This is a genomic window from Nostoc commune NIES-4072, from assembly GCF_003113895.1.
GTDB lineage: Bacteria > Cyanobacteriota > Cyanobacteriia > Cyanobacteriales > Nostocaceae > Nostoc > Nostoc commune.
In genome coordinates, this window is record NZ_BDUD01000001.1 from 2,269,118 (window position 1) to 2,292,963 (window position 23,846).

Annotated in this window: 20 protein-coding genes and 1 pseudogene; 12 read left to right on the forward strand and 9 right to left on the reverse strand. The window is 40.4% G+C overall.

The genetic code is table 11. The features are described from left to right. The first annotated feature begins 8 nt into the window (after positions 1-8). The 6 genes from CDC33_RS10050 to CDC33_RS10075 all read left to right on the forward strand — a co-directional run bounded on the left by CDC33_RS10050 (position 9) and on the right by CDC33_RS10075 (position 7,995). Complete coding sequence (locus CDC33_RS10050) at positions 9-707, forward strand: rhomboid family intramembrane serine protease (RefSeq protein ID WP_109008363.1); 699 nt, start codon at positions 9-11, stop codon at positions 705-707. 293 nt (positions 708-1,000) lie between these two features. After that, positions 1,001-3,652 (forward strand): PAS domain-containing hybrid sensor histidine kinase/response regulator, encoded by a 2,652-nt coding sequence (locus tag CDC33_RS10055; RefSeq protein ID WP_109008364.1) that lies wholly within the window; start codon positions 1,001-1,003, stop codon positions 3,650-3,652. A 50-nt stretch (positions 3,653-3,702) separates the two neighbouring features. Beyond that, positions 3,703-3,999 carry a hypothetical protein gene (locus CDC33_RS10060; RefSeq protein WP_109008365.1) on the forward strand — a complete coding sequence of 99 codons (297 nt, stop codon included), beginning with the start codon at positions 3,703-3,705 and terminating at the stop codon, positions 3,997-3,999. Between the two features lie 184 nt (positions 4,000-4,183). Then, positions 4,184-5,515: a polysaccharide lyase family 7 protein gene (locus tag CDC33_RS10065; protein ID WP_109008366.1), complete on the forward strand. Its 1,332-nt coding sequence runs from the start codon at positions 4,184-4,186 to the stop codon at positions 5,513-5,515. A 272-nt stretch (positions 5,516-5,787) separates the two neighbouring features. Next, positions 5,788-7,101: a GTPase family protein gene (locus CDC33_RS10070; RefSeq protein WP_109008367.1), complete on the forward strand. Its 1,314-nt coding sequence runs from the start codon at positions 5,788-5,790 to the stop codon at positions 7,099-7,101. A gap of 246 nt (positions 7,102-7,347) precedes the next feature. Next, complete coding sequence (locus tag CDC33_RS10075; RefSeq protein WP_109008368.1) at positions 7,348-7,995, forward strand: GNAT family N-acetyltransferase; 648 nt, start codon at positions 7,348-7,350, stop codon at positions 7,993-7,995. Positions 7,996-8,050: 55 nt separating this feature from the next. On the opposite strand, the gene CDC33_RS10080 is transcribed toward CDC33_RS10075, so the two are convergent. After that, entirely contained in the window at positions 8,051-9,283 is a 1,233-nt protein-coding gene (locus CDC33_RS10080) for a DUF4336 domain-containing protein (RefSeq protein ID WP_109008369.1), read from the reverse strand. Between the two features lie 148 nt (positions 9,284-9,431). On the opposite strand from CDC33_RS10080, the gene CDC33_RS10085 reads away from it, so the two are divergent. Beyond that, positions 9,432-10,052 carry a hypothetical protein gene (locus CDC33_RS10085; protein ID WP_109008370.1) on the forward strand — a complete coding sequence of 207 codons (621 nt, stop codon included), beginning with the start codon at positions 9,432-9,434 and terminating at the stop codon, positions 10,050-10,052. 181 nt (positions 10,053-10,233) lie between these two features. Next, a complete protein-coding gene (locus CDC33_RS10090; RefSeq protein ID WP_109008371.1) occupies positions 10,234-11,196 on the forward strand; it encodes an acetamidase/formamidase family protein in 963 nt (320 codons plus the stop codon). On the opposite strand, the gene CDC33_RS10095 is transcribed toward CDC33_RS10090, so the two are convergent. Then, a complete protein-coding gene (locus CDC33_RS10095; RefSeq protein ID WP_219930010.1) occupies positions 11,193-11,813 on the reverse strand; it encodes an NADPH-dependent FMN reductase in 621 nt (206 codons plus the stop codon). The two genes, CDC33_RS10090 and CDC33_RS10095, sit on opposite strands and share 4 nt — an antisense overlap. A gap of 66 nt (positions 11,814-11,879) precedes the next feature. Between CDC33_RS10095 and CDC33_RS10100 the strand changes: the two genes are divergently transcribed. Then, complete coding sequence (locus CDC33_RS10100) at positions 11,880-12,368, forward strand: NUDIX hydrolase (protein ID WP_109008372.1); 489 nt, start codon at positions 11,880-11,882, stop codon at positions 12,366-12,368. Here CDC33_RS10100 and CDC33_RS10105 read toward each other — a convergent pair. Both CDC33_RS10105 and CDC33_RS10110 read right to left on the reverse strand, forming a co-directional pair. Beyond that, a complete protein-coding gene (locus CDC33_RS10105) occupies positions 12,365-13,099 on the reverse strand; it encodes an amino acid ABC transporter ATP-binding protein (protein ID WP_109008373.1) in 735 nt (244 codons plus the stop codon). The genes CDC33_RS10100 and CDC33_RS10105 overlap by 4 nt on opposite strands. Beyond that, positions 13,092-14,579 carry an ABC transporter permease subunit gene (locus CDC33_RS10110; protein ID WP_109008374.1) on the reverse strand — a complete coding sequence of 496 codons (1,488 nt, stop codon included), beginning with the start codon at positions 14,577-14,579 and terminating at the stop codon, positions 13,092-13,094. The genes CDC33_RS10105 and CDC33_RS10110 overlap by 8 nt, the downstream gene beginning before the upstream one ends. 116 nt (positions 14,580-14,695) lie before the next feature. Between CDC33_RS10110 and CDC33_RS10115 the strand changes: the two genes are divergently transcribed. Beyond that, positions 14,696-15,175 carry a DUF4760 domain-containing protein gene (locus tag CDC33_RS10115; RefSeq protein WP_109008375.1) on the forward strand — a complete coding sequence of 160 codons (480 nt, stop codon included), beginning with the start codon at positions 14,696-14,698 and terminating at the stop codon, positions 15,173-15,175. Between the two features lie 56 nt (positions 15,176-15,231). Here CDC33_RS10115 and CDC33_RS10120 read toward each other — a convergent pair whose 3' ends face one another. The 3 genes from CDC33_RS10120 to CDC33_RS10130 all read right to left on the reverse strand — a co-directional run bounded on the left by CDC33_RS10120 (position 15,232) and on the right by CDC33_RS10130 (position 18,792). After that, the gene (locus tag CDC33_RS10120; protein ID WP_244919192.1) at positions 15,232-16,425 is read right to left on the reverse strand and encodes a Fic family protein; all 1,194 of its coding nucleotides are present in this window, start codon (positions 16,423-16,425) and stop codon (positions 15,232-15,234) included. A 487-nt stretch (positions 16,426-16,912) separates the two neighbouring features. Beyond that, a complete protein-coding gene (locus CDC33_RS10125; RefSeq protein ID WP_109008376.1) occupies positions 16,913-17,893 on the reverse strand; it encodes a 2-dehydropantoate 2-reductase in 981 nt (326 codons plus the stop codon). Between the two features lie 23 nt (positions 17,894-17,916). After that, the gene (locus CDC33_RS10130) at positions 17,917-18,792 is read right to left on the reverse strand and encodes an inositol monophosphatase family protein (RefSeq protein ID WP_109008377.1); all 876 of its coding nucleotides are present in this window, start codon (positions 18,790-18,792) and stop codon (positions 17,917-17,919) included. A gap of 862 nt (positions 18,793-19,654) precedes the next feature. Between CDC33_RS10130 and CDC33_RS10135 the strand changes: the two are divergent. Beyond that, a pseudogene (locus tag CDC33_RS10135) lies at positions 19,655-19,822 on the forward strand (transposase); the annotation flags it as partial. A gap of 499 nt (positions 19,823-20,321) precedes the next feature. Here CDC33_RS10135 and CDC33_RS10140 read toward each other — a convergent pair. After that, the gene (locus CDC33_RS10140; RefSeq protein ID WP_109008378.1) at positions 20,322-21,302 is read right to left on the reverse strand and encodes an aldo/keto reductase; all 981 of its coding nucleotides are present in this window, start codon (positions 21,300-21,302) and stop codon (positions 20,322-20,324) included. Between the two features lie 451 nt (positions 21,303-21,753). Here CDC33_RS10140 and CDC33_RS10145 point away from each other — a divergent pair, with 451 nt between their 5' ends. Further along, complete coding sequence (locus tag CDC33_RS10145) at positions 21,754-22,542, forward strand: hypothetical protein (protein ID WP_146195796.1); 789 nt, start codon at positions 21,754-21,756, stop codon at positions 22,540-22,542. Positions 22,543-22,746: 204 nt separating this feature from the next. On the opposite strand, the gene CDC33_RS10150 is transcribed toward CDC33_RS10145, so the two are convergent. Further along, positions 22,747-23,151 (reverse strand): response regulator, encoded by a 405-nt coding sequence (locus CDC33_RS10150; RefSeq protein WP_109008380.1) that lies wholly within the window; start codon positions 23,149-23,151, stop codon positions 22,747-22,749. Positions 23,152-23,846: the final 695 nt, after the last annotated feature.

A 23,846-nucleotide genomic window follows, 5' to 3' on the forward strand; every position in this document is an offset into this window, starting at 1 on the left:
TAATCAATATGATTCCTATTAGTGATAATATTTGTTGTCGGAATAAACCGATTATTAATTACTGGCTGATTGGTATTAATATTGCCGTATTTTTATGGGAGCTTCAACTAGAATTTAGTGGTAGTTTAGGCGATTTTGTTAATAGTTGGGGTGTGATTCCAGCCCAGATTAGTGGGGCAATTACAAATGCATTATTTTACAATAATGCTGCTTGGATAATTGTAATTTGGCGGACATTTTCACTACTTGTTGCAATATTTTTACATGGTAGTTTTAGTCAAATATTGGGAAATCTGTTATTCTTATGGGTTTTTGGTAAAACTGTCGAAAATATTCTAGGGCATAGACGCTATCTCGGTTTGTATCTGGCTGCTGGCGCGATCGCATCTTTAATACAAGTTCTGGCGGAACCGAGTTTGACAGTACCATTGATTGGGGGCAATGGCGCGATCGCAGGTGTTTTAGGAGCATATATTATCAAGTTTCCTAAAGCTAAAATTGACACAATTTTGCCGCTAATAATCTTATATATTCCAATTCAACTTCCAGCTTTTTTCTATCTATTTTGGTGGTTTGTGCAACAATTATTTTATGGCATCGGCAGTTTAAATATTCCTCCTGTTGGCGTAAACCAATCGGGTGGTGTCTTTTGGGGACAGGTTGTGGCAATATTGATTGGTGCAGGTTTTATGCGTTTGAAGAGATAATTCATTATTGGATGCAAAGTGTCTTGTCGTTGGACAAAGCTCTTAACCTCAGAAGGTGTATTTTGGTTAAAACTTTATGGGTCTTTTGACAGATTACATTTTTAGCTTAAAAATCGATACTGTTAAAGCTAGTACAGTAAGGCGTAAACCACCCCTTCCAAATCGCTAAAAAGTCTGCCCTATAAGCTTTTTGACTTTTGAATTTTGACTTTTGAATTTTGATTTGCGCCATGCGGTACTAGGGGATGCCTGCTCTTCAAATCGGTATTGTTTAGTTATAAACGGTGTGCAAGATGCCAAATGTTGATAAAATTAACTTTCAAGTCACTGATGAATTAGTAGCTCTGCGGCAGCGTGTAGCTGAGTTAGAGCAATCAGAAATATTTTATCAGCAAAGGCAAGCAGCCCTTGAGGAGCAAGTAATAGAGCTAGAAAAAAAACTGGCGCTTGCACTAGAATATCCCCATATTCAAGCTGTCGAATATGATATTAAGCGGCATTTTGAACAGGGGACATCTACAACCTTAAATGTGTCAACAGTCGCAGTAAATTCAGAACAACTCCAACAAGAAGTTGCCCAACGACAGCAGGTAGAAGCGTCGCTAAAAGAGAGTGAAGAACGGCTCAGGCTAGCTCTAGAGGTTTCCCAGATGGGCTTGTGGGATTGGGATATTATTACCAATAAAGTCATCTGGTCTGGAAATTATGAATTACTTTTTGGTGTGCTTCTAAGTAGTTTTGATAGCCCTTACGAAACGTTTCAGAAGTGTGTTTATCCTGAAGACAGGCAATCTGTAATGCAAGGGATCGCCCACGCTTTAGAACAAAAGTCTGACTACAACGATGAATTTCGCATAGTGCGATCAGACCAAAGTGTACATTGGATTTCTGCTAAAGGAAAATTTATCTACAACGATCGCGGACAAGCGGTACGAATGATCGGCGTATGTATGGAAACTACTGTTTGCAAGCAAGCAGAAGAAAGTACTCGTGAACTCACAACCCAAGTGCAAGAACAGGCAAATATTTTAAATGCCATCCTCACCGCCTCAGTCGATCACATTTATATCTTTGATGGCAGAGGTTGCTATCAGTATGTCAGTCTTGATGCAGCTACTATACTAGGTTTTAAGCCCCAGGATATTGTCGGAAAAACTTTGCAAGACCTGGATGCACCCGCAGACCTTATAGAACAGGTAGATAATCAACGACAAGCTGTCATGAAAACTGGGCAGCCAATCAAGGATGAGTGTAAATATGTTACTGCTGATGGGGTACATTATTATGAATACATCCTCACACCATTACGGAATTCCCACCAAAAAATTGAAGGGGTAATTACAGTTTCTCGTGATATTACCGAACACAAACGGGCAGAAAAATTATTACGCGAAAGTGAAGCCAGATTTCGGCGTTTGTTTGAATCCAACCTAATCGGGGTCGCTTTTTGGAATGTGGATGGCTTTATTCTTGATGCCAATGATGCCTTTCTCCACGTAGCTGGCTACACTCGTGATGAGTTTGCTTCTTTGGGTAAAATTAATTGGAGAGAACTTACTCCTATTGAATATAAAGATTTAGACGATCGCGCCCTTTTGGAAGTGCAAACCACTGGAGTTTCCAGAATTTATGAGAAAGAATATCTCCAGCGCAACGGGAAACGAGTCCCAATTGTTTTGGGCGTAGCCTTGCTGAATGACTCCAAAAATAATGGTGTTGCTTTTGTACTAGATATTACCGCTCGCAAATCAGTTGAGAAAGAATGCGATCGCCTCCTCGAACGAGAAATGAAAGCACGCAAAGAAGCAGAAATCGCCAACACACTCAAAGATGAATTTCTGGCGGTTCTCTCCCATGAACTGCGAACTCCACTCAACTCTGTTCTGGGGTGGTCAAAAATGTTGCGAACTCGTAATTTCGATGAAAAAACCACTAAGCACGCCTTGGAAACCATTGAACGCAACGCGAAGTTACAAACCCAGCTAATTGAAGATTTATTGGATGTGTCTCGCATCCTCCAAGGAAAATTAAACTTGAATACCTGTCCAGTGACTTTGGTAATGGTGGTTGAAGCCGCAATAGAGACAGTAAAACTCGCAGCAGAAGCTAAATCAATTCAAATTCAGACGATATTTGATCCCACTTTGGGACAAGTCATGGGCGATCCAAATCGGCTTGGGCAAGTTGTGTGGAATCTACTTTCCAATGCAGTAAAATTTACACCAGCAGGGGGACGGGTAGAAATTCGACTCATGGAAGTTGACAACCAAGCTCAAATTCAGGTTAGCGATACAGGTAAGGGAATTGCGCGAGAGTTTTTGCCTTATGTGTTCGATTACTTTCGCCAAGCTGATAGCACAATTACACGGGCATTTGGTGGATTAGGTTTAGGATTAGCGATCGTGCGTAAAGTTGTAGAGATGCATGGGGGAAAAGTTCAAGCCGAAAGTCTTGGAGAAGGATTGGGTAGTACTTTCACTGTTGAACTACCGCTTTTAGTTAGAAGTGAACAGGTGATGCGTCAAGAGAATGAGTCTTTAGATTGTGAAGCTGAATCCCCGCTCCTTTCCGATACTCAAGTTTTGGTCGTGGACGATGAACCAGATATCCGCGACTTAATTACCTTTATTTTACAAGACTACGGTGTACAAGTAACTGCCGTATCTTCAGCACAGGAAGCATTAGAAGCGCTGTTTGAGTCAGTACCAGATGTTTTAATTAGCGATATTGGAATGCCAAAGACAGACGGTTATATGCTGATGCGGGAAGTGCGATCGCGATCGCCCCAACAAGGAGGAAACGTACCAGCGATCGCTCTGACGGCTTATGCAGGCGAAATGAATCAGCAGCAAGCATTAGCAGCAGGATTCCAAATGCATATTTCTAAACCAGTAGATCCAGATGTATTGGTGAAAGCGATCGTTGATTTGATTGAGCCAAAATAATATAAGTAAGCGTCCGAGAGGCTTTCCATAAGTTTAGTTTTGTATTAACATTGTCAGCCGATACAATCGCATTGTTGGTCAAAACAATCGCATTGTCAGGCGATACAATTGCATTGTTAGTCGAAACAATCACATTGTTAGGTAAAACAATCGCATTGTTAGTCGAAACAATCACATTGTTAGGCAAAACAATCGCATTGTCAGGCGATACAATCGCATTGTTAGTCGATACAATAATTTCCCTTGCTACCTTTTTCTACGGCGACGGTTTGTTTGGGAGTGTAAGACACCGCTACCTCCAGAATGCGATCGCTCAACTTGATAACACTACTAACGGTACTGGTTAACCCAAGCGTATTTTTTTATATGCGGCGATCGCAACCTGACGCGCAATCCTCTTGGCGTGTTCGGTACGTTACTTTATATACAATAGGACTATAAATACTAAATAAGACTTACGCATTGACAAAAAATATTATCTATGCACTCTAAGTAACAAGTTATTGTTTAACATTCAACAGAAGTTAAAGAATGAATACAAAATTTTCAAACCTGTCTTTTACAATAGCTGTCTCGGCTGCAATGATAGCTGGTGCTTCTGTAGCGTCGCCTACCGTTGTGTCGTTCAGCGATGCTACTGCCACATCTACTAGTGGTTCGTTTGTTGCAGACAACGCTATTGACAAAAATAAGAATACCCACTGGGAGGCTGCCGCCCGTGGTGCTTCCATAACTGCGAGATTCGGTAACTGCCAGCGCGTAGATGATCTGGTGCTTAACTGGTACGGCACCAACAAGTATACCTACAGCGTACAGCTTTCCAAGGACAATGGTGCAACCTGGACTACTGTGGTCAGTAACACCTCTGGCAAGGGCAACAAAGACGCGCAAAACATCACCGACCAAGCCGCCAATGCGATCAAGATCGTGGGTGATATCGATTCTAGATTGCGTATCGACGAATTGAAGGTTAATTCACTGGGTTTGACCAATGGCTGTACAAGCAGTAGTAATTCAAATTCCTCAAATGATGACAGTGGTACTTCAAATCCTTCAAATGGCGAGGTTTCAGGTGGTAACGCTCAGTACCCAGCCGATGTGCTTGACTTAAGGAAGTGGAAGATTGCTCTGCCAATCAGCTTGAATTCCAACTCAAACAAGGCAACGGAAATTAAGCAACCGCAACTCAAGACCTACAGTAATTCAGAATATTTTCGTTTGAATGCTGCCAAAAATGGTGTGCTTTTGAAAGCGATCGCTGGTGGCGCACGTACCAGCACAAATACTGCTTACGCCCGTTCTGAACTGCGTGAAATGCAGGGTGATGGTACGGAATCTGCTGCCTGGAACTGTGTGAATACCGATCATGCGATGTACCTGGAACAGACCCTGTTGCACACCACCACAAACAAGCCGGAAGCCACTATCGGGCAGATCCATGACTCAAAAAACGACCTCGTGATGGTGAAGTACTTCGGCCCGTCCTCTGCCAATGGCTCGACGGACATCGGCAAGCTTGAAGCCCGCTTCAACAACGACACTATTATCAAGCCTCTCGATAGCGCTTACAAGATCGGCGATCCCATGACTATCGACATTGCTGTTACATCCAGTGGCAATGTTACCATCACCTATAAAAACCTGCGTTCAGGTGTAACGAGTAGTACTGGTACAGTGAGGATGAGGGGTATCATCGGTTCCTGTTACTTCAAGGCTGGCATATATATTCAAGCTTGCTCAAAGACTGATATTTACGGCAACACCAACACTGTGTGTGCGAACAAAAAATTGTCTGCTGATAAATACGAGACTGACCCTTACGCTTACGCAGAAATAGAACTACGCAAGATTACCTTACGCTAATCCGCAGAAGCTTTCAGCTTTTTTAGTAGCATGTAAACTTCCCAAAAAAGAGGCAGAAGGCTTGAAAATACAATTTTTTCCATTGTAAGCCGAAACAATGTACTAGTACGCCACGGCGGAAATAGAGCAACCATTTAAAACCCCTAAAGAGCTTATTCCATAATACTTTTGACTTTTGACTTTTGAATGCGTGACTTCCACCTTGCGGTACTAGTTATCCCTTTGAGAATCGCTATAAGATGAGTAAAAGGGTCTTCTACGTTTAGATAGAAATGACTGAGCAAGATGATTCTCAGCAATTGACTGAACCGACTGATGGAGCAACTACCAAGTCGGTCGATGATTCGTGGACAAACCGCATTGGCGGTGTCTGGAACAAAGCAACAACACATCTAACGCAACTCTTACCTGTAGAACAAGTGGCACAGACGCTTGTTGAATGGTTTAGTGTAAGCGAAACTCAAGTTGCAGAGATTTTAGAGAAAGTTCGAGCCGAATTGCCAACCACAGAAGCCCTCCTAATTGGTAAACCCCAAGCTGGAAAAAGTTCAATTGTCCGGGGATTGACGGGAGTTTCTGCCGAAATTGTCGGTCAGGGATTTCGTCCTCACACGCAACATACAGAGCGCTATGCTTATCCTTCCAATGACCTGCCGTTACTGATTTTTACTGATACGATAGGACTTGGTGATGTTAAACAAGATACTCAATTAATCATTCAGGAGTTAGTTGGCGATTTAAAAAAGGAAACTCGTTCTGCTAGAATCCTGGTTCTCACCGTCAAAATTAATGATTTTGCAACTGACACGCTAAGACAAATTGCTCAACAGTTGCGCCAGAAGTATCCAAATATTCCCTGTTTGCTGGTGGTTACTTGCTTGCATGAGGTTTATCCTGCCGATACCATCGATCATCCTGCCTATCCACCAGATTATCAGGAAGTCAACCGTGCATTTGTCGCAATCCAACAAGCCTTCGCAGGAATAAGCGATCGCTCTGTACTCATTGACTTTACCCTAGAAGAAGATGGCTATAATCCGGTATTTTATGGCTTAGAAGCACTGCGAGATTCTTTAGCAGAACTACTCCCAGAAGCAGAAGCGCAGGCGATTTATCAACTATTAGATCAAGAAGAAGCTGGAAAGCAACTTGGTAATCTTTACCGAGATGCTGCACGCCGTTATATTTTGCCATTTTCGATTATGTCTGCCACTCTTGCGGCTGTACCTCTGCCATTTGCTACAATGCCCGTACTCACCGCCTTGCAAGTATCAATGGTGGGACTGTTAGGTAAATTATATGGGCAAACAGTTACTCCATCTCAGGCAGGGGGCGTTGTGAGTGCGATCGCAGGTGGTTTTTTAGCACAGGCAATTGCCCGGGAGTTAATTAAATTTATACCAGGTTTTGGTAGTGCGATCGCAGCGTCTTGGGCAGCTGCCTACACCTGGGCATTAGGAGAAGCAGCCTGTGTTTACTTTGGTGATTTAATGGGAGGTAAAAAACCCGATCCCCAGAAAATTCAGTTGGTAATGCAAGAAGCATTTCAGGTGGCGCAAGAACGGTTTAAGGGAATTAAACGGTAAAACTCAAGAATCTGTTTCAGCAACCACTCAGTGGATTTCCCACATAACGCCTCTATGCTGCTATGCATTTAGGACTTACGCAAAAATTGCTAAAAAGCTTAATTTCTCGAACCGCCAAGACGCCAAGAGCGCCGAGAATTCGTAGAGTGTGCGTAAGTCCTAGCATTGATAACCCGCAGATTTATATTAACCGAATCGCAGGTAGTTTCGATATGAGATTATCTGTGTGTAGAAAACAATAAAATCATGCAAAACCGAACTTGGCAACCACCGGAATTTCTTCAACTTAACGGTGAATTTGTAACACTCAAGCCCTTAATTCCCGAAAGGGATGTGGATACCTTGTATGCAGCTTCACACGGCAGTCCTGAAAAGGAAGCCGTCTGGAATTATCTATTTTACGGCCCATTTGATTCCTCTTCCACGATGAAAGACTGGGTGGAAAAAAACCTAGTAAGTAAATCTGACCCTCTTACTTGGACAGTCTTTGAAAACTCAACAAATATTCAAGTGGGAATTGTAGCATTACTTGCGATCGCACCAAATCATGGTCGTGCTGAAATTGGTCATGTATGGTTTACTCCCGCAGTCCACAAAAGTAAAGTCAATACAGAATCACAGTTTTTGCTACTTCAGCATCTTTTTGATCATCATTCTTATCGTCGAGTTGAGTGGAAATGTGATTCCCTCAACCATGCGAGTCGAACTACCGCTACAAGGATGGGATTCGTTTATGAAGGACGTTTTCGACAACACATGTTTGTTCGTGGAAGAAACAGAGATACTGATTGGTTCGCAATGACAGATAAAGAATGGTTGCGCTGTAAAAGAAATTTTGAAAAATGGCTTTATTCCCACGAAAATATTTCATTAATGGAACTAAATAACAGCTAGTTTTGCAGTCATCGCATTTTCTAATTATTTAGCACAGCAGTTACCAAAAATTATTTTACACTTTCTCCTTTGCTGCCGGCACAATCCCAAACTTATTTAAACCTGTATCGATTTCTTTCAGTAGTTTAAAATCCTCCTCTGGTAAGGGATAGCTACTACTGCTGAACAAACCCGCACTGACAGCAGGCTGCTTTTCTAAAAAAGAGAAAGCTTGACGAAACTGATGCGGCTCGGCTTTAATCGGTGAATCAAAGTGGCAAGGAATAATCCACTCGAAGTCCCAACTAGCAACTTTATCAGCCCAATCGATGGTTTCTTTCGGTGCGCGGTTGAGAATCAATGTCTGTAAAATTGGTGCGACAAACAAACGCCCATCACCTCGCAAAGCATTAAACGATCGCTGCCAATCTGGATGCCATTTAAAGGGATACAATCCAAAATAAGCTTTCCTTGAACGTTCTGGTGCTTTCAAGGCATCTTGCAATACCTGACTCCATTGGCGGATATTTAGTAGGTTGGGTTGAAAGTACAAAGCAAACAACGAGATGCGCTGCCAACCCTTACGCCGATTTACTTGAATATCTGCAACAATATCAGTAGCATTATCCTTGGCATGGAATAGTAAGGGATATGGATCTAAAAGTGCGATCGCAGGTGGATCTTCTGGGATAGAAAGCACAGAATCTGTTACTAAAAGAGTATGCGATCGCTTGTGGAAAAAAGCAACTTCTGCAAACCGACCAGGGCCAAGCTCGATGGGGCCCAGCATTGCATAATCAAATTCGTCAGCAAAGGGTGTTTTGCTACTATCTTCTGGGAGTACTTGAGTTCGTTTCGGAGGTAAACCAAGCCAGCTAAGGGGAAGATTTAGCGGGAAACTCCACTGATGGGGAGCCACAAACACCTGTGCAGTCGGAAAGTATCTGGCGAAAGGCCCGACAAATACCTTATGTTCTATACCAGAGATAGTTGGCAGGATAATGTACTTAACATCACCGTGTTTTGCCACCAACTCATTCACAAGCCTGATGCACTCTGGGGTTGGTGCAACAGGTGCGTAGATGAGAAGACCCCCGGCTTCGAGCTTAACAACAGTCATGCGAATCGGTACAACAACGTAGAAAATGCCCTGAATCTGGTCAAAATTCCAAATTGTGTCCTTCACCACTTCTTTGCGGATTGTCTGCCGCCTGCCATAAGGGTAGAGTGGCACAACAGGCCATAATCCCCATGAAAAGTCTTTTGGATTTATCTGTTGTGCATTGACTATGCGTTCATCATCAGCCACTCTGCAACCCCTCCAAATTCCCTGCTCAAATTGTTCTTATTTGCTATCCCTAAAGTTGGAGTTTAGCAAATTATTGAGATAATCAGAGCAATTAATTCCTAATTGTAATTCGTAATATCTTCAGTGTAATTCATTAACGATAAAAATCATGAACAAATATAGAATTTTAAAACCTGAGCAAAGTTACACTTTTAATCAATACTTTTTGTTACCTAACCCAACAATAGATGTAGTAGCTGAGTTTGAGTACAGCTACGATCGCACAGAGCTACAATTACCAAGATACCTTGCTGATATTAGCTATTTAGAATTTTTGCAAAATTATTTACAACGCAATATAAAGCTTTTTAACCCAACGGCTGAGATATCAATCAGAGAATTTATGATTGCTCCTATCCTTGCTGAAATCTGCGATCAGACAAAAGCTCAACTATATAGTGAGTATCCAATTAATGTGAATGAAAAACTCAAAGGGACTTTAGATTATTATTTACATAAGTCTAATTCCCTATTGGTGATTGAAGCAAAACAATCAGATATTAGAAGGGGGTTTACAGAGCTTGCAGTAGAATTAATAGCTCTGGAGCAGTCTCTAGATGAACAATCATCAATTTTATTTGGCGCAGTTACTAATGGAGATGACTGGAAATTTGGTACACTCAATAGACAACAAAAGCTAATTACAGAAGATATTAAGCTTTATCGTGTTCCTGAAGGTTTAGAAGATTTAGTACGAGTATTAGTAGGCATCCTTTCATCTGAGACTTGATGGAAGTTGGAAAAGAGGCAAGGAAGCAGGGAGCAAGGGGGAGGTTCTAACGCTTGATAAGTGATTAGGCAGATATGATATGACCGAAACAGACTCATGATACAGAGGAAGTAAATTTAAATTTATTATTTATGGAGATTGTTAATTTTTAATTTTTAATTTTTAATTGGAGCAAAGCGACGTGACTCATTACATTTTAAAAGCTACTAAGGAAACTGTGCATCTGGGTGGTTTCTCCAATCTGCTAGAACCAGCACTCACTATTGATTCTGGCGATACGGTTGACGTAGAAACTTATACTGGTTACTACGTTTATGATAAAGCACCACCTGAATTTGTCACACCAGAATTTCTCGATATCTGTCAAAATTTTCTACCAGAACGCAAAATCGCTGGGGGGCCGCATTTACTCACAGGGCCAATTTATGTGCGAGATGCCGAACCAGGAGATGTTTTAGAAGTACAATTAGATGCGATCGCACCTCGTTTACCCGTCGGCTTCAATGCCATTCGTACAGGTTGGGGAGCTTTACCTCATCAGTTTCCTCAACCTGCTTTAAGATTTATTCCTCTAGATTTAGCAAACAATATCGCGGAATTTCCGGCGGGTACTGGCATAAAAATTCCCCTCAAACCGTTTTTTGGAATTCTTGGCGTCGCTACTCAAGAAACCTCTCGAACTTCTGTCCCACCGGGTTCTTACGGCGGTAATATCGACAACCGGGAACTGCAAGCTGGTTCTCGTTTATTTTTGCCGATTTTCGTACCAGGTGCATTATTTTCTATTGGTGATGGGCATTCGGCACAAGGAGATGGTGAAGTAAATGTCACCGCCATTGAAACTTCCATGAACGGTAGAATTACCCTCAAACTTCGTAAGGATTTACAACTAACAACACCAATTGCTGAAACCCCAACTCACATCATCACAATGGGCTTTGCTCAAACTTTAGATGAAGCTTTAGAACTGGCTTTAAAAAACATGATTGATTTTCTGGAACGCTTTGCAAATTTGTCGCCAGAAGATGCTTATGTCTTGTGCAGTTTAGCTGTAAATTTTCATATTACTCAAGTTGTAAACAGTCCTCACAAAGGTGTGCATGGAATGCTACCCAAATCAATTTTGGCTAAGAGAATAATTTAATTGAGCTTCAGCAATATTTTTGTTAAGCTATCGCCTAGCTTTTGAATAGATTCTTGCTGTTTAGGATCTACTAACGTGCCATCAGGATTAAAGGCTTCGTAAGCTTTGGGTAAGGCTATTTGATCGGGAAGTACCAAAACTTTGATGTTTCCCAAAATAGAGCGCAGGTGAACCAATCCCCGCAAACCACCAAGAGCGCCTGGGGAAGCGCTCATAATCGTAGCAACCTTACCTGCAAAGGCAGCCAACGGTGCTTCATTTGGGGCTGGACGGGATGCCCAGTCAATGGCGTTCTTCAAAACTGCTGTGAGTGAACTGTTATATTCCGGCGAAGCAATCAACAATCCTTGATGAGCAATTAGCAAATCCTTAAAAGTGCGGGCGTTGGCTGGTAGTCCTTCTTGAGCTTCCAAATCTTCATCATACAGAGGTAGGGGCAAATCGCGGAGGTCTATATAAGTCACTTCTGCGCCTGCTGCTTGAGCGCCAGCCGCCGCGATTTTTACCAATTTTTTGTTGTAAGACTCAATCCGGGTGCTGCCTGCAAAGGCAAGGATTTTAGGTGTAGATGCCATAATTCTACGTTGAATGGGAATAATTAACCTGTTCAGCTGCATTATCCTGTTTTCAGGCGATCGCTATTTGCTATCTTTAGATTTTCTTTACAAACTTTCTCTAAAATTATGGCAAATTGGTCAGACTCTTATCTCGGTAAGTTACGACAAGTTGTAGGCGATCGCTTACTTCTATTATTTGGCGCACGCGTGATTATCGAGGATAATTTGGGGCGCGTTTTGTTGCAAAAGCGAAGTGATTTCAAACTTTGGGGGCTACCTGGTGGCTGTCCAGAAGTAGGTGACTCTGCCGAAGAATGTTCAGCACGAGAGGTTTTTGAAGAAACTGGTTTAACAGTTGAGCGTTTTGAAGCTGTGGGGTTTTCTTCCAATCCAGCCTTTGAAACTGTAACTTATCCCAATGGCGATCGCGTCCAAAATTTCATTTTAATTTTGCGAGCCGTTGAATGGTCAGGCAGTCTTGCTTGCCTAGATGGAGAATCGCTAGCACTAGAATTTTTCGATTTGGCAGACTTACCTACATTAATGCCAAACGATCGCCCTGTTTTAGAAAAGTTTCAAGAATACAAAAAAAGCGGCAAATTCCTGATGTTCTAAAGCATTTTTTCCAAAAACTGTCTCGCGCGATCGCACTGAGGATTTTGGAAAAACTCGCCAGGAGTAGTGTCTTCTGCTAAAATTCCCTGATCGAGGAACATAATCCGATTGGCAACTTCTTTTGCAAACCCCATTTCATGAGTAACGATCGCCATTGTCATTCCAGATAATGCTAAAGCTTTCATCACTTCCAGCACATCCTTAACCATTTCTGGATCTAATGCAGAGGTGGGTTCATCAAACAAAATCATCTCTGGTTCCATTGCTAATGCACGAGCGATGGCTACTCGCTGTTTCTGTCCCCCGGATAGTTTGGACGGATAGACATTGGCTTTTGGCTCTAAACCTACCTTAGCAAGCAATTCTAAGCCATGTTCTTGTGCTTTTTGCTTGTTAATTCCTTTTACCTTTATCGGTGCATAAGTGACATTTTGCAGCACATTCATGTGAGGAAACAAATTAAAATGCTGAAATACCATCACCAAATGCTGGCGCACCTTAGCAATGTTTGCCTTGGGCTTGGTGATTTCTTGATCGTGAAAATAGATTCTGCCTCTGGTGGGTTGTTCTAGCAAGTTTATGCATCGCAAAAACGTAGACTTACCTGAACCAGAAGGGCCTAGTATAGCAACCACTTCTCCCTGATAAAATTCAGTGGAAATATCTTTGAGTACGTCGAGTTTACCAAAGGATTTACATAAGAATTCCGTGCGAATTACTACATTATTCACTTTCCCGTAACCTCCTTTCTAAAGCGGATGCACCCAAGGTCATACCCATTACTAAAACATAGTAGATTAACCCTGCAAATAGCAGTGGTTCAAAATAAATATACTTATTTGAACCAACAATTTGGGCACTGCGTAATATTTCCACCACTCCAATGGTTGACACCAACGCAGAATCTTTAAGCAATCCGATAGTTTCATTTACCAATGCGGGGAGGATATTCTTCAATGCTTGCGGTAAAATTACATCCCACATCATCAACCAATAGGGAACACCCATAGACATCGCCGCTTCACTTTGCCCTTTATCCACCGCCTGAATCCCACCCCTAATGGTTTCTGACATATAAGCGCCAGAATTTAGGGTAAAAGTTAGCACACCAGCCTGCAATGCTGAAATGTCATAGCCTGTAAGCTGGGGTGTTGCATAGTAAACTAATGCTAACTGTAATAACAAAGGTGTACCTCGAAAAACAGAGGTGTAGGCGTTAGCAACCCAGGTAAGCGGTTTGATACCGAGAATTTTTAATAGAGATAGTATTGTTCCCCAAATTAACCCCAAGAATACAGATAATAGCGTAAACAACAAAGTTAAAGGGATTCCCCGCAGAATAAAGGGAATATCTGGAAGAATTCTGGTGAAGTCGAGATTTAATCCGCCTTTGGTAGGAGTTGAAGATTCAGAATTAGCAGTAATATTCTGTGAAAACCATTTGGCTATAAGTTTATTCAATGTGCCATCGTCCTTCATTTGTTGAAGAACTTTGTTAAACGGTTCTACAAAAGAGGAATCTTTGGGAAAAGCGATCGCAGATCCACTTTGCTCCTCTGAAGGAATAATATTAAATTCTAAATCTGGGTTAGCTTGGGCAAATCCCTTAGCGACAGTATCCTCAACAATTGCTGCATCAATTCGCCCAGATTTGATTTCTTGAACTACTTCCGGCACTCTGTTGAGTTGCTTTAGCTGAATACCCGCAAATTTTTCAGCAATTTTCTGAGCATTTTGTTCTTGGATGGTTCCTAGTTGTACGCCAACCTTTTTTCCTAATAAGTCTTGGGGCTGCTTTAGGTTACTACCTTTAGGAGCGACAATGGTATCTTTGGCTTCGTAATAAATAATTGAAAAGTCAATATTTTTCTGACGTTCTGGAGTCGGAGTCATCCCAGCCATTACAAAGTCAGCGCGATTTGCTTGGAGTGCAGGAATTAAGCCATTAAAATCGGATTCCATTATTTGAAGTTTAAACCCTAGTTTTTCAGCAAGAGTTTTGGCAATATCTATATCAAAGCCAACAATTTGGCGATCGCCTCCTTTCGTATCATAAAACTCATAAGGAGGATAATCTGGGGAAGTAATCATTGTCAACGTGTCTTTCCCTAAAGATGAGACAGCTTTTAGAGAATTACTATGTCCGATGATGATGCTGATTACTACTGCTACAACTAGTATCGTTGATAGGCATACTTTTTTTTTCTTCATGGACGTGATAATTATATAACTTCAGCTAGCTAAAGATTTTAGTGTAGCTATAAGTGGACATACAAACAAAGTAGTTTATTATAGATTAAGTATTATTAAGCTATTAAATGAATTTAATGACATTAGATGACTGCCGGAATATTGCCATCATTTTGGGAACATTTGTTGCTCTGCTCACCTGGATAAAAGGTGTTTACGAATATACACGTCAACTAGCCCAAAAACGAAGCGAACAGTATGCCGAAATACGGAAGCGTTTTAGGGAAAGTAAAGTAATATCGAAACTAATTAGTATGCTTGAGACAAATGACTCAAATTTAGTAGAAGTTTCATGGTCGGAAAAAGTCGAATTACTGGGATTTTATGAAGATATTGCTTTAATGGTAAATTCCGGCATTATCAAACATAATGTTGCTTTCTATATGTTTGGGTATTATGCTATCCGTTGTTGGGAAAGTAACTATTTTTGGGCTGATGTAAATCGAAATAGCCCCTACTGGTCACTATTCCGAAATTTTGTCAACGAGATGAAGGCGGCTGAAGTAATATTTCTTGAAGACTCCTTTATTTTTCGTCCAAAAAATTACCGTTTTTAGTATTTTTTACTCTGCTACCTAAAATTAAAAATATTTTAAAAATTCCATCTTTGCTGTTAAGACTCCTTAAAAATAGACAGGTATGGTTCATAAATAAAAGCTCTGTTACGTTTATTTCCAGTAACTTCTTCCACGATCCCTATATTACATAATTCTCTGACTAAAATGTTAGCGTTAGTGTATGATAATTGGGTAAATTCTTGAGCCATTTCTATATTAAAAACTGGCTTGTAATAGAGTTTTTCGAGTAAAGCTATAGCATTCCCTGCCTTCCGATTTCCCATTCGTTCCATTACTGTTTTACGATGATCTTCTTTTAAATTAACTATTTGACGAGCAACAGTAGATGCCTCCTGAGAAACTTCATATACACCTTTCAGAAAAAACTTAAGCCAGCTTTCCCAGTCCCCATTATCCCTGATAGATTGGAGATGATCGTAATATTGCAAACGGTATTTTTTGAAGTAATAAGATATATAGAGCAGAGGACGTTTTAATATATTTTTTTCACATAGTAAGAGAGTAATTAGTAAGCGTCCTGTTCTTCCATTGCCGTCTTCAAAAGGGTGAATTGTTTCAAACTGAGCATGAGCTAATCCAATTTTAATTAAAGCTGGCATTGGAGCAGAGTCATGTAAAAACTTCTCAAAATTACTTAAAGCTTCTTGCATATCATGCGGTGGAGGTGGAACATAAGTAGCTTCCTTTAAATTACATCTTCCCTCACCAATCCAATTTTGGCTGCGGCGAAATTCTCCTGGGCCCTTTTCAGAACCTCGACCTTCTCTCAATAATTCTTTATGAATTTCACGGATCAATCGCAATGATAAAGGAAAATTATTCTCTAATCTTTCGAGTCCGTGATTAATTGCTGCAATATAGTTGACAACTTCGGTTACATCTTGCGGGTTGTCTGGTTCCACTGTACGGGATTCAAACTCAAGGACATCTATCAAAGAAGCTTGTGTTCCTTCTATCTGACTTGATAACACTGCCTCTTTACGAACATACATAAACACGAATAAGTCGGGATTAGGTAAAGCGTCTGTTGATCCATCTAAACGACCTAATGCTCTATCTGCTTGTGATAAAAGTTCTAACATTTCATCATCTATACATAATTTGGGTATAGGCGGTAAAGGATTAGGTATAAAAGCTTTGTATCCAGTAAGCTGTTCTATGTATCTACCTGCTCTATCGGTATCAATCATATTATCGATTTCATTCACAAGAGACAATTTTTCATCCATATTATCAAATTCCCTCAATATCAGCAATAAGGATTTTTTTGTGTTTATATATGATATAATATTTCGTCTGATATATTTAAATAAACAGCAAGTAAACTGCATGTTCCTTTTGCCTTAGTTCCCTGAGCGGTCAATACACTTGCTATACTTATGTAGATGTCAGTAATTATTGTAGTAAATAAAACATTAATTTTGGATCATGTTTAATCTGGTTTCATCTGTTTTAGTTTTAAATCTGTTATAAATCAAAGAAAGTTAAACCTAAATAGGGATAAAATACGAAATATCCCATCCCTACTTCATTTTTTGATTAACTAACTCTATAAGATTTTGATCTTTTAACTTTCATCAAATAGACTTATCCTGCTTTATGCATATAATACTAAAAACCAGAGTTTTGGTGAGGAACCGAAAGACTCTGGTGAAGACAAACTTTTTTCCCCGTCCGATGCTTTCCAGATGCTATCAAAAGTCAAGGAAAGTCAAATCAAACCTTTAATTTAGTCGCTTCCAGCAACTTAACGCTGGCATAAATAGCATTAATATAAGGTGTGGGAATTTGAGTAAGTTTTCCCAATTCTGCGACTGCACCAACAATAGCATCTATCTCGGTGGGGCGTCCGGCTTCGATATCTTGTAGCATTGAGGTTTTATGGGCGCCAACATTTTCTGCGCCATTAATTCGCTGTTCTAAAGTGATACCAAACTTTATACCTAAATTTTCTGCGATCGCTTGAGTTTCTGTCATCATAAGCCTTGCTAGTTCACGGGTGAGGGGATAGCGGCAAATATCCTCTAAAGTAGCACCAGTCAGGGCACTGATGGGATTAAACGCCACATTTCCCCACAACTTGATCCAAATTTCCGTGCGAATTTGATTGCGGATTGGTGTTTTAAATCCTGCTTGTTTTAAAGTCTGTGCCAATAATTGAATGCGTTCTGTTTTAGTGCCGTCGATTTCACCAAGAGTAAAGCGATCGCCTTCAATATGCTTAATCACACCTGGTTCAATTATCTCAGCTGCCGGGTAAACAACACAACCGATAGCGCGGTCAGCACCGATGCTAGCTTCAATAATCCCATCTGGATCAACAGATTGAATTCGCGTACCTTCATACTCACCACCATACTTGCGAAAGTACCACCAAGGAACCCCATTTTGGGCTGTTACCACCATCGTATGAGGATTGTATAGTGCAGGGAGAAAAGGTGCGATCGCAGTTACACTGTGAGCCTTAACAGTTAAAATTACTACATCTTGTGGCCCGGCTACCTGAATATCGCTAGTTGCTAGATACGGAGTAGCAATTTGGCTAGAACCGTCTGCTATAAGCAACTTCAGCCCATTTTTTTTAATTGCCTCCAAATGAGAACCACGAGCAATTAGCGTTACCTCTTCACCTGCTAATGCCAGTTTTGCTCCTAAATATCCACCAATCGCACCCGCGCCAACAATACAAATTTTCATTTTGTCAAATTAATCATTATTTCTTACTCAGCACTTTTAAAGCTTTGCATCGCTTTTTGTAAGTCTTGATGAACAGATTTTGAAGCAGCTATTATCAATCCAGGCATACTATAGTTTTCACAAGTATGCAGTGGTGGTAAAGTCGAACCATCCAGAGTAGTTACAATCCAGCCAGCCTCTTTCGCAATAAAAGCAAGTCCAGCACTATCAAGAAATTTACCCGATTTGATGACTGCTCCACTTAAATCGCCACTGAGAATACCATTGAGACTGGGAATTTCAATATCACTAGAGTAATCAGTTGCTATATCAATGACTTTATATCGATCTTTTAGTAAATCTGCGATCGCATTCATTCCCCATCCCAACAAAATAGCAGGTTTGGCGGATGTTATCTGTAACGGCGCACAGGCTTCTAAACTCATCTCTAGCGTCCCTTTAAAAGCACCTTCACCTCGGAGAGCGTAAAAATAAACATTTTGGGCAGGGGAAATAGCGATTACTGCTTCAAAGTCATCCGAATTTAGAATACCGAGAATAATTTGGTAATTAGAATGTCCATCCATGTAAAACTTCGTACCATCGATTGGGTCGAGCGTGACTAAATAATCACCTTCTGAACCAAGATCGTTAGCGCGAAAATACTTAGTATTGTTAGAACTTTCATACTCTTCACCATAAAAGCGAATATCTGGGAAAGTGCCCAATAGTACTACTTCTACCAGATTTTGAATAGCCACATCTGCATCAGTAAGTGCAGCACTAAAAAAGTTGTTTCCTTGTTCTTTGGCGGGAAGTGCAGCAATTTTTGGTTGCAGAAAACGGGCATAGGCTGCTGCTACTTTCAGATGGGGAAGTAAAGTCTCCAAAATCAGTCGAGTAGTAGGTGTTGTGGACATTGCAGCAAACTCCTTTCAGAAATCATCTACCGTTGGCAGGGCGATAGAATTCTATATCTAGACAAAATTACGGTATCATTTTGATGCAATGATACCACCGTTGTTATATTACTCTAATCTGTGTGTCTGGTTAAGCTGCATTATCATTAAAGGTTTAGTTTCCACATTGAAAGACGTTGTTGATTCGGGTTAGCGATCGCCTAAAAAAGCGTAACCGTTCAGCAATACATAACCAAAAGTACTTGTACGTACATTGAACGATGAATATCAGACATCTCCAAAAATGAATTGTAGAGACGTAGCACTGCTACGTCTCTACAAGGGTTCTGAATAACGCATATTTAATTTCTAGAGATGTCTAATATGAAGAATATGCAAAGATGTGTCTTTAAGCAAAGACATTGAAATAAATCCGGTAGTATATAGTTAGTACAGAGTTATTTCGATGTTCTCTATTTTCAGGTTATCTGGAGGCAAACCGGGGATATCATAGCAGTGCAATAACTTAGTCCCGTATTTATCCCATAAACATTGTAACTTTTTCTTGAACACAAACTGTGCCGGATTTTGTTGGTAGATGTTTTTTCAGCTTACCTGCAAACAACACCAATTAGACAGCTAGGGGGTATAGGTGGCTGATATGAGATTAAGTATTTAATCTCATATTATACAATTAAGCTGCGTAACAGTTTAATACTCTTTCAACACGATGCCTAAGTAGCCCTAAATTAGTGTTCAATAAAATTTTTGGCACATACATAGGGGAATTTACAGAATAAGAATTTGTATAGTGATAGATGAATTTATGCGTTGGGTGATGGATATGTTTCGGTGGATTGTCACTATTGTTCTTAGACCCTTGGAGAAAAAGGGTTTTGTCCATTTACCTAAGCGTTGGGTTGTTGAGCGTACTTTTGGCTGGCTTAATTGGTGTCGGCGTTTAAGCAAAGATTATGAACGACTGCCTGAAACTTCTGAGACATTCATCTATATTGCCATGATTCGTATCATGGTTCGACGGTTGGCATAATTTTTGGCTCACTCTGACTTTTAAAACATCCTCTAAGAGAGTAATATACTGTTAATTTAACCATGTATGCTGTACGCCACTCTTTCATCACTTGCTAGGACAGGCTTTATTAACGTTTGCTCATTTAATTTTGAAACCAACACTTATAAACAAAAGGAATATGTTCATTCAATAAAACTTAAGGTAGTATCTTTTATTGTTGTCACTGGAGGTATACTCTTTGCAAATCCTCTCGTAATCGCACAGACAACGCCTGTTAAGCTGTTCCACATTTGAATTGCATAAGTTGGGCAGGTTTTTCGACCCACCCCACAAGAGTTATGTTTAACGAACTTTGGGGGTTTAAGTCCCCAGCAAGATAGGCAGCACGTTTTGTATCGGGGTCTAAATCCCCGTCACAAAACGTAATTGCGAATTGCGTTAGCGGAGCGGGGCGTTAGCCCATTGCGAATTGCGAATTGGTTTAATTACGCCTACCTACTTATTTTTTGGATCTTCCTCAGCGATTAACAGTACTCATATCAGGATAGCGATCGCCTGCGGTAATCCCCTTTGGTGCTATTGCTTCAATCCGGCTGAGGTCATCTGTAGTTAGAACAATCTCAGTTGCTGCAATGTTTTCTTCTAAATAAGTGCGCCGCTTTGTACCAGGAATCGGCACAATATCTTCACCTTGAGCCAGTAGCCATGCCAAAGCAAGTTGGCTAGGTGTGACTTGCTTTTCATTAGCGATTTCCCTGACTTTTTCAACTAATTGCAGGTTCTTATAGAAATTATCGCCTTGAAAACGGGGATTATTTCTCCGGTAATCATCTGCTGCAAGGTCTTCAGGACGGGCGATGGCTCCCGATAAAAACCCACGACCAAGAGGACTGTAAGGAACAAAACCAATTCCTAGTTCTCGTATAGTAGGTAAAATTTCATCTTCTGGATCGCGGCTCCACAAAGAATACTCTGTTTGTAGCGCGGTAATTGGATGAACTGCCGCAGCCCGTCTAATTGTCGCCGGGGCAGCTTCCGATAGCCCTAAATAGCGCACTTTACCAGCCTTTACTAACTCAGCCATTGCCCCTACAGTATCTTCTATTGGCACGTTTGGATCAACTCGATGTTGATAGTATAGGTCAATAACTTCTACTCCCAAGCGTTTAAGTGAAGCATCACAAGCTGTTTGGACATATTCGGGGCTGCCATTAACTCCTTTCCAACCACCTTCTTCGGTACGAACATTACCAAACTTGGTTGCTAATACTACTTGCTCTCGACGATCCTTAATTGCTCTACCTACTAATTGTTCATTAATGAAAGGCCCATACATATCAGCAGTATCGAGAAAATTCACTCCAAGATCCAAAGCCCTATGGATAGTGGCGATCGCTTCAGATTCATCACGACCACTGTAAAACTCAGACATTCCCATACAACCAAGTCCTAGTTGTGAAACTTCCAGTCCTTGCTTGCCTAACTTTCTAGTTTTCATTGAAAATTTCCCAGCTATTAAGCCTTATGTGAACATCAGTATTAAAACAAATAACGACATGTTACCTAAATTACAGAAATCTGTCTTAGCTCTTTAGTAGTATTTTGAGCGTTTTAGCTACTGTTAGTTTTCTTTATAATTTCATTTGTATCTAAAGATGCAGTAATTGTTCACAGAGTCCACATAGGTGAGTTAATAGTTATGTATGCTCACTAAAATAGTGGATTAATAGCAGGTGGCATGGGTAAGGGCAGTAGATGAATGAGCCGTTTATCTGAAAAAAACGGTGGATGAAGTGATACAAGAATTGCTCAATGAGCAGCCTGCTGGTGTTTAAAATTGTTAGTTGTTGAGTGGATAGCGCGCTGCACATCTTTTACAAAGGCAGCGCTTGCCTATCCAGCATCCAGAATCAGTATCTTCTGTCCCCTATTCCACCAGCGAAACCCAAATGGCTAATAAAGAGCTAGAAACGCTCAAAAGACTAGCTTTTAAACAATCTGAGCGCAGTCCGGAACAACCCTTGTCACCACTAGACTCGAACGCTAGCTTACCTAAAGAAAAGCCTAAGCGAAATATGAACTGGTGGTTTCTAAAGATAGCATCTATAACAGGATTATTGTATTTACTCTTTATCGTACTTACTCCTACCCCACCTCCTCAAGAAAACCGTAGAATTGGAAATACGGAAGTTATTATATTTAGTTTGATTTTACTGTTTAACTCAGGTTTGCTAGATAACATAGATGATATCTCAATTTCAGGTACGGGAATTGCGCTAAGGAGACTCAAGCAAGAAGTTAGGGATGATATCAATAAGTTGCAAGATGAGCAAATCGCCGAACTGAATACACAACAAAAGCGGATTGACTTGCTTCAGGAGCAACAATCAGCAACATTGCAATTTTTAGTTAGATATCTGATTGATGGCAATGAACTTAAGCATCTAATTAAGCTTAATTCTCAAGAAGAATTTAATTTTAAATTTGATGATGAATTAGCAATGGAACTGAAGCATCTTCGAGCTATGGGATTTATTAATAATTTTGTGGGCAAAGGAATTGAAAAAGTTCAACAAGATGGAGAAGGCGATTTAAAAAACTATTTTCATATTACGGAAGAAGGTAAATCGTATTTAGCTTTGAGAAAAACCTTAGGAATCAACGAAATTCCTGGACTGGGTGAAGATGGACGATGGCATCGAGATATTAGGGATTCAGGGAAAATGGGAAAATATTGAACTAGAGAACTTTTAAAAAATAGTAAATTAAATGTAGCGGTTCTCGTTTATCTGAGGTATGTCGGTAAGGATACGGCAGTGCCCTGCCTCTACACCTGGCGATATAATGTTATATGGGAACCGCTATATCTGCCTTAAAATAGCGTTGTTGCATGAATGTGGAAAAATGGTAAGAGAAAGTAATTGAACAGTAACGCTTCATAATTACCAATTACAAGAACCAACTAAGCTAGCCACTATCTCAACTAGTTCTTCAGGATCAATGGGTTTAGATACATGAGTGTTAAAGCCACCTTCTAAAGCACGGATACGATCCTCACTATCAGCAAAGGCTGTTAAAGCAATAGCCGGGACTCTTCCACCATTTATTGGTTTGAGCGCACGGATTTTGCGGATAAGAGTGTAGCCATCCTCCCCAGGTAAACCAATATCAGAAATTAAAACATCGGGTTGCAATTCAGATAAAACTTTGCGTGCCGCATCTGCTGAGATCACTGCTATAACTTTTGCTCCATCCATTTCCAAGACAGTAGTGATGAAGAAGCGAGTATCATCATCATCTTCAACTACCAGAATATCTAAACCAGCAAGAGTTCCAGAAGGTTCCATAAATGTCATTTTATTATAACTTTCTGTGACTTTTACCTGCTAATGATAAAATCAGGGCTTGAGAAACCCTCAAAATGACCTTTTTCAGATGCGGTGAAAAGTCAGAAGTATATAATCAACGGTAAAAAGAGGCAAGGGAGCAGGGGAAAAACTGAATATGGTTGAATTATGTAAAAGATTTATTAAGTATATAAATTAAAGCTTTCCCTTGTAAAGCAGTCTCTATATATGCATTATTTGCCAAAGAAAAAATTGAGATAAAACTCGTTTTATAATTCCTGATCAAACTATTAGTGATGATTTGAATATAGTACTTCCCATTTAGATGTTATATAGTATTATATCACGAGGTGTAGGGTGTATCTCACGTAAACGAGAAGCGCTATAAATGCTATAGGATTACTATTTGATTTTTGAACGAAATTAAGTATTGTAGAGTGTGTTAGAACGGAGTTCGTAACGCACTATGAACACGAGTTTGATGCCGTACTCTCTGTGCTAACACATCCTACGTATATTTTCTCCAAATCAAACCGGATTCCTATATAACCTTTATAAATAGGGGAGCGGCGAGCAATAAGCAGGGGAAAAGGGGAAACTTTTTCCCCAGCAAAGCCCAACCTGCCCTAATTCCTCTTTTCCTTCCCCCTGGAAGAACTATCTCTTGCTGACAAGTCTTGTCTAGCATCAAGTTC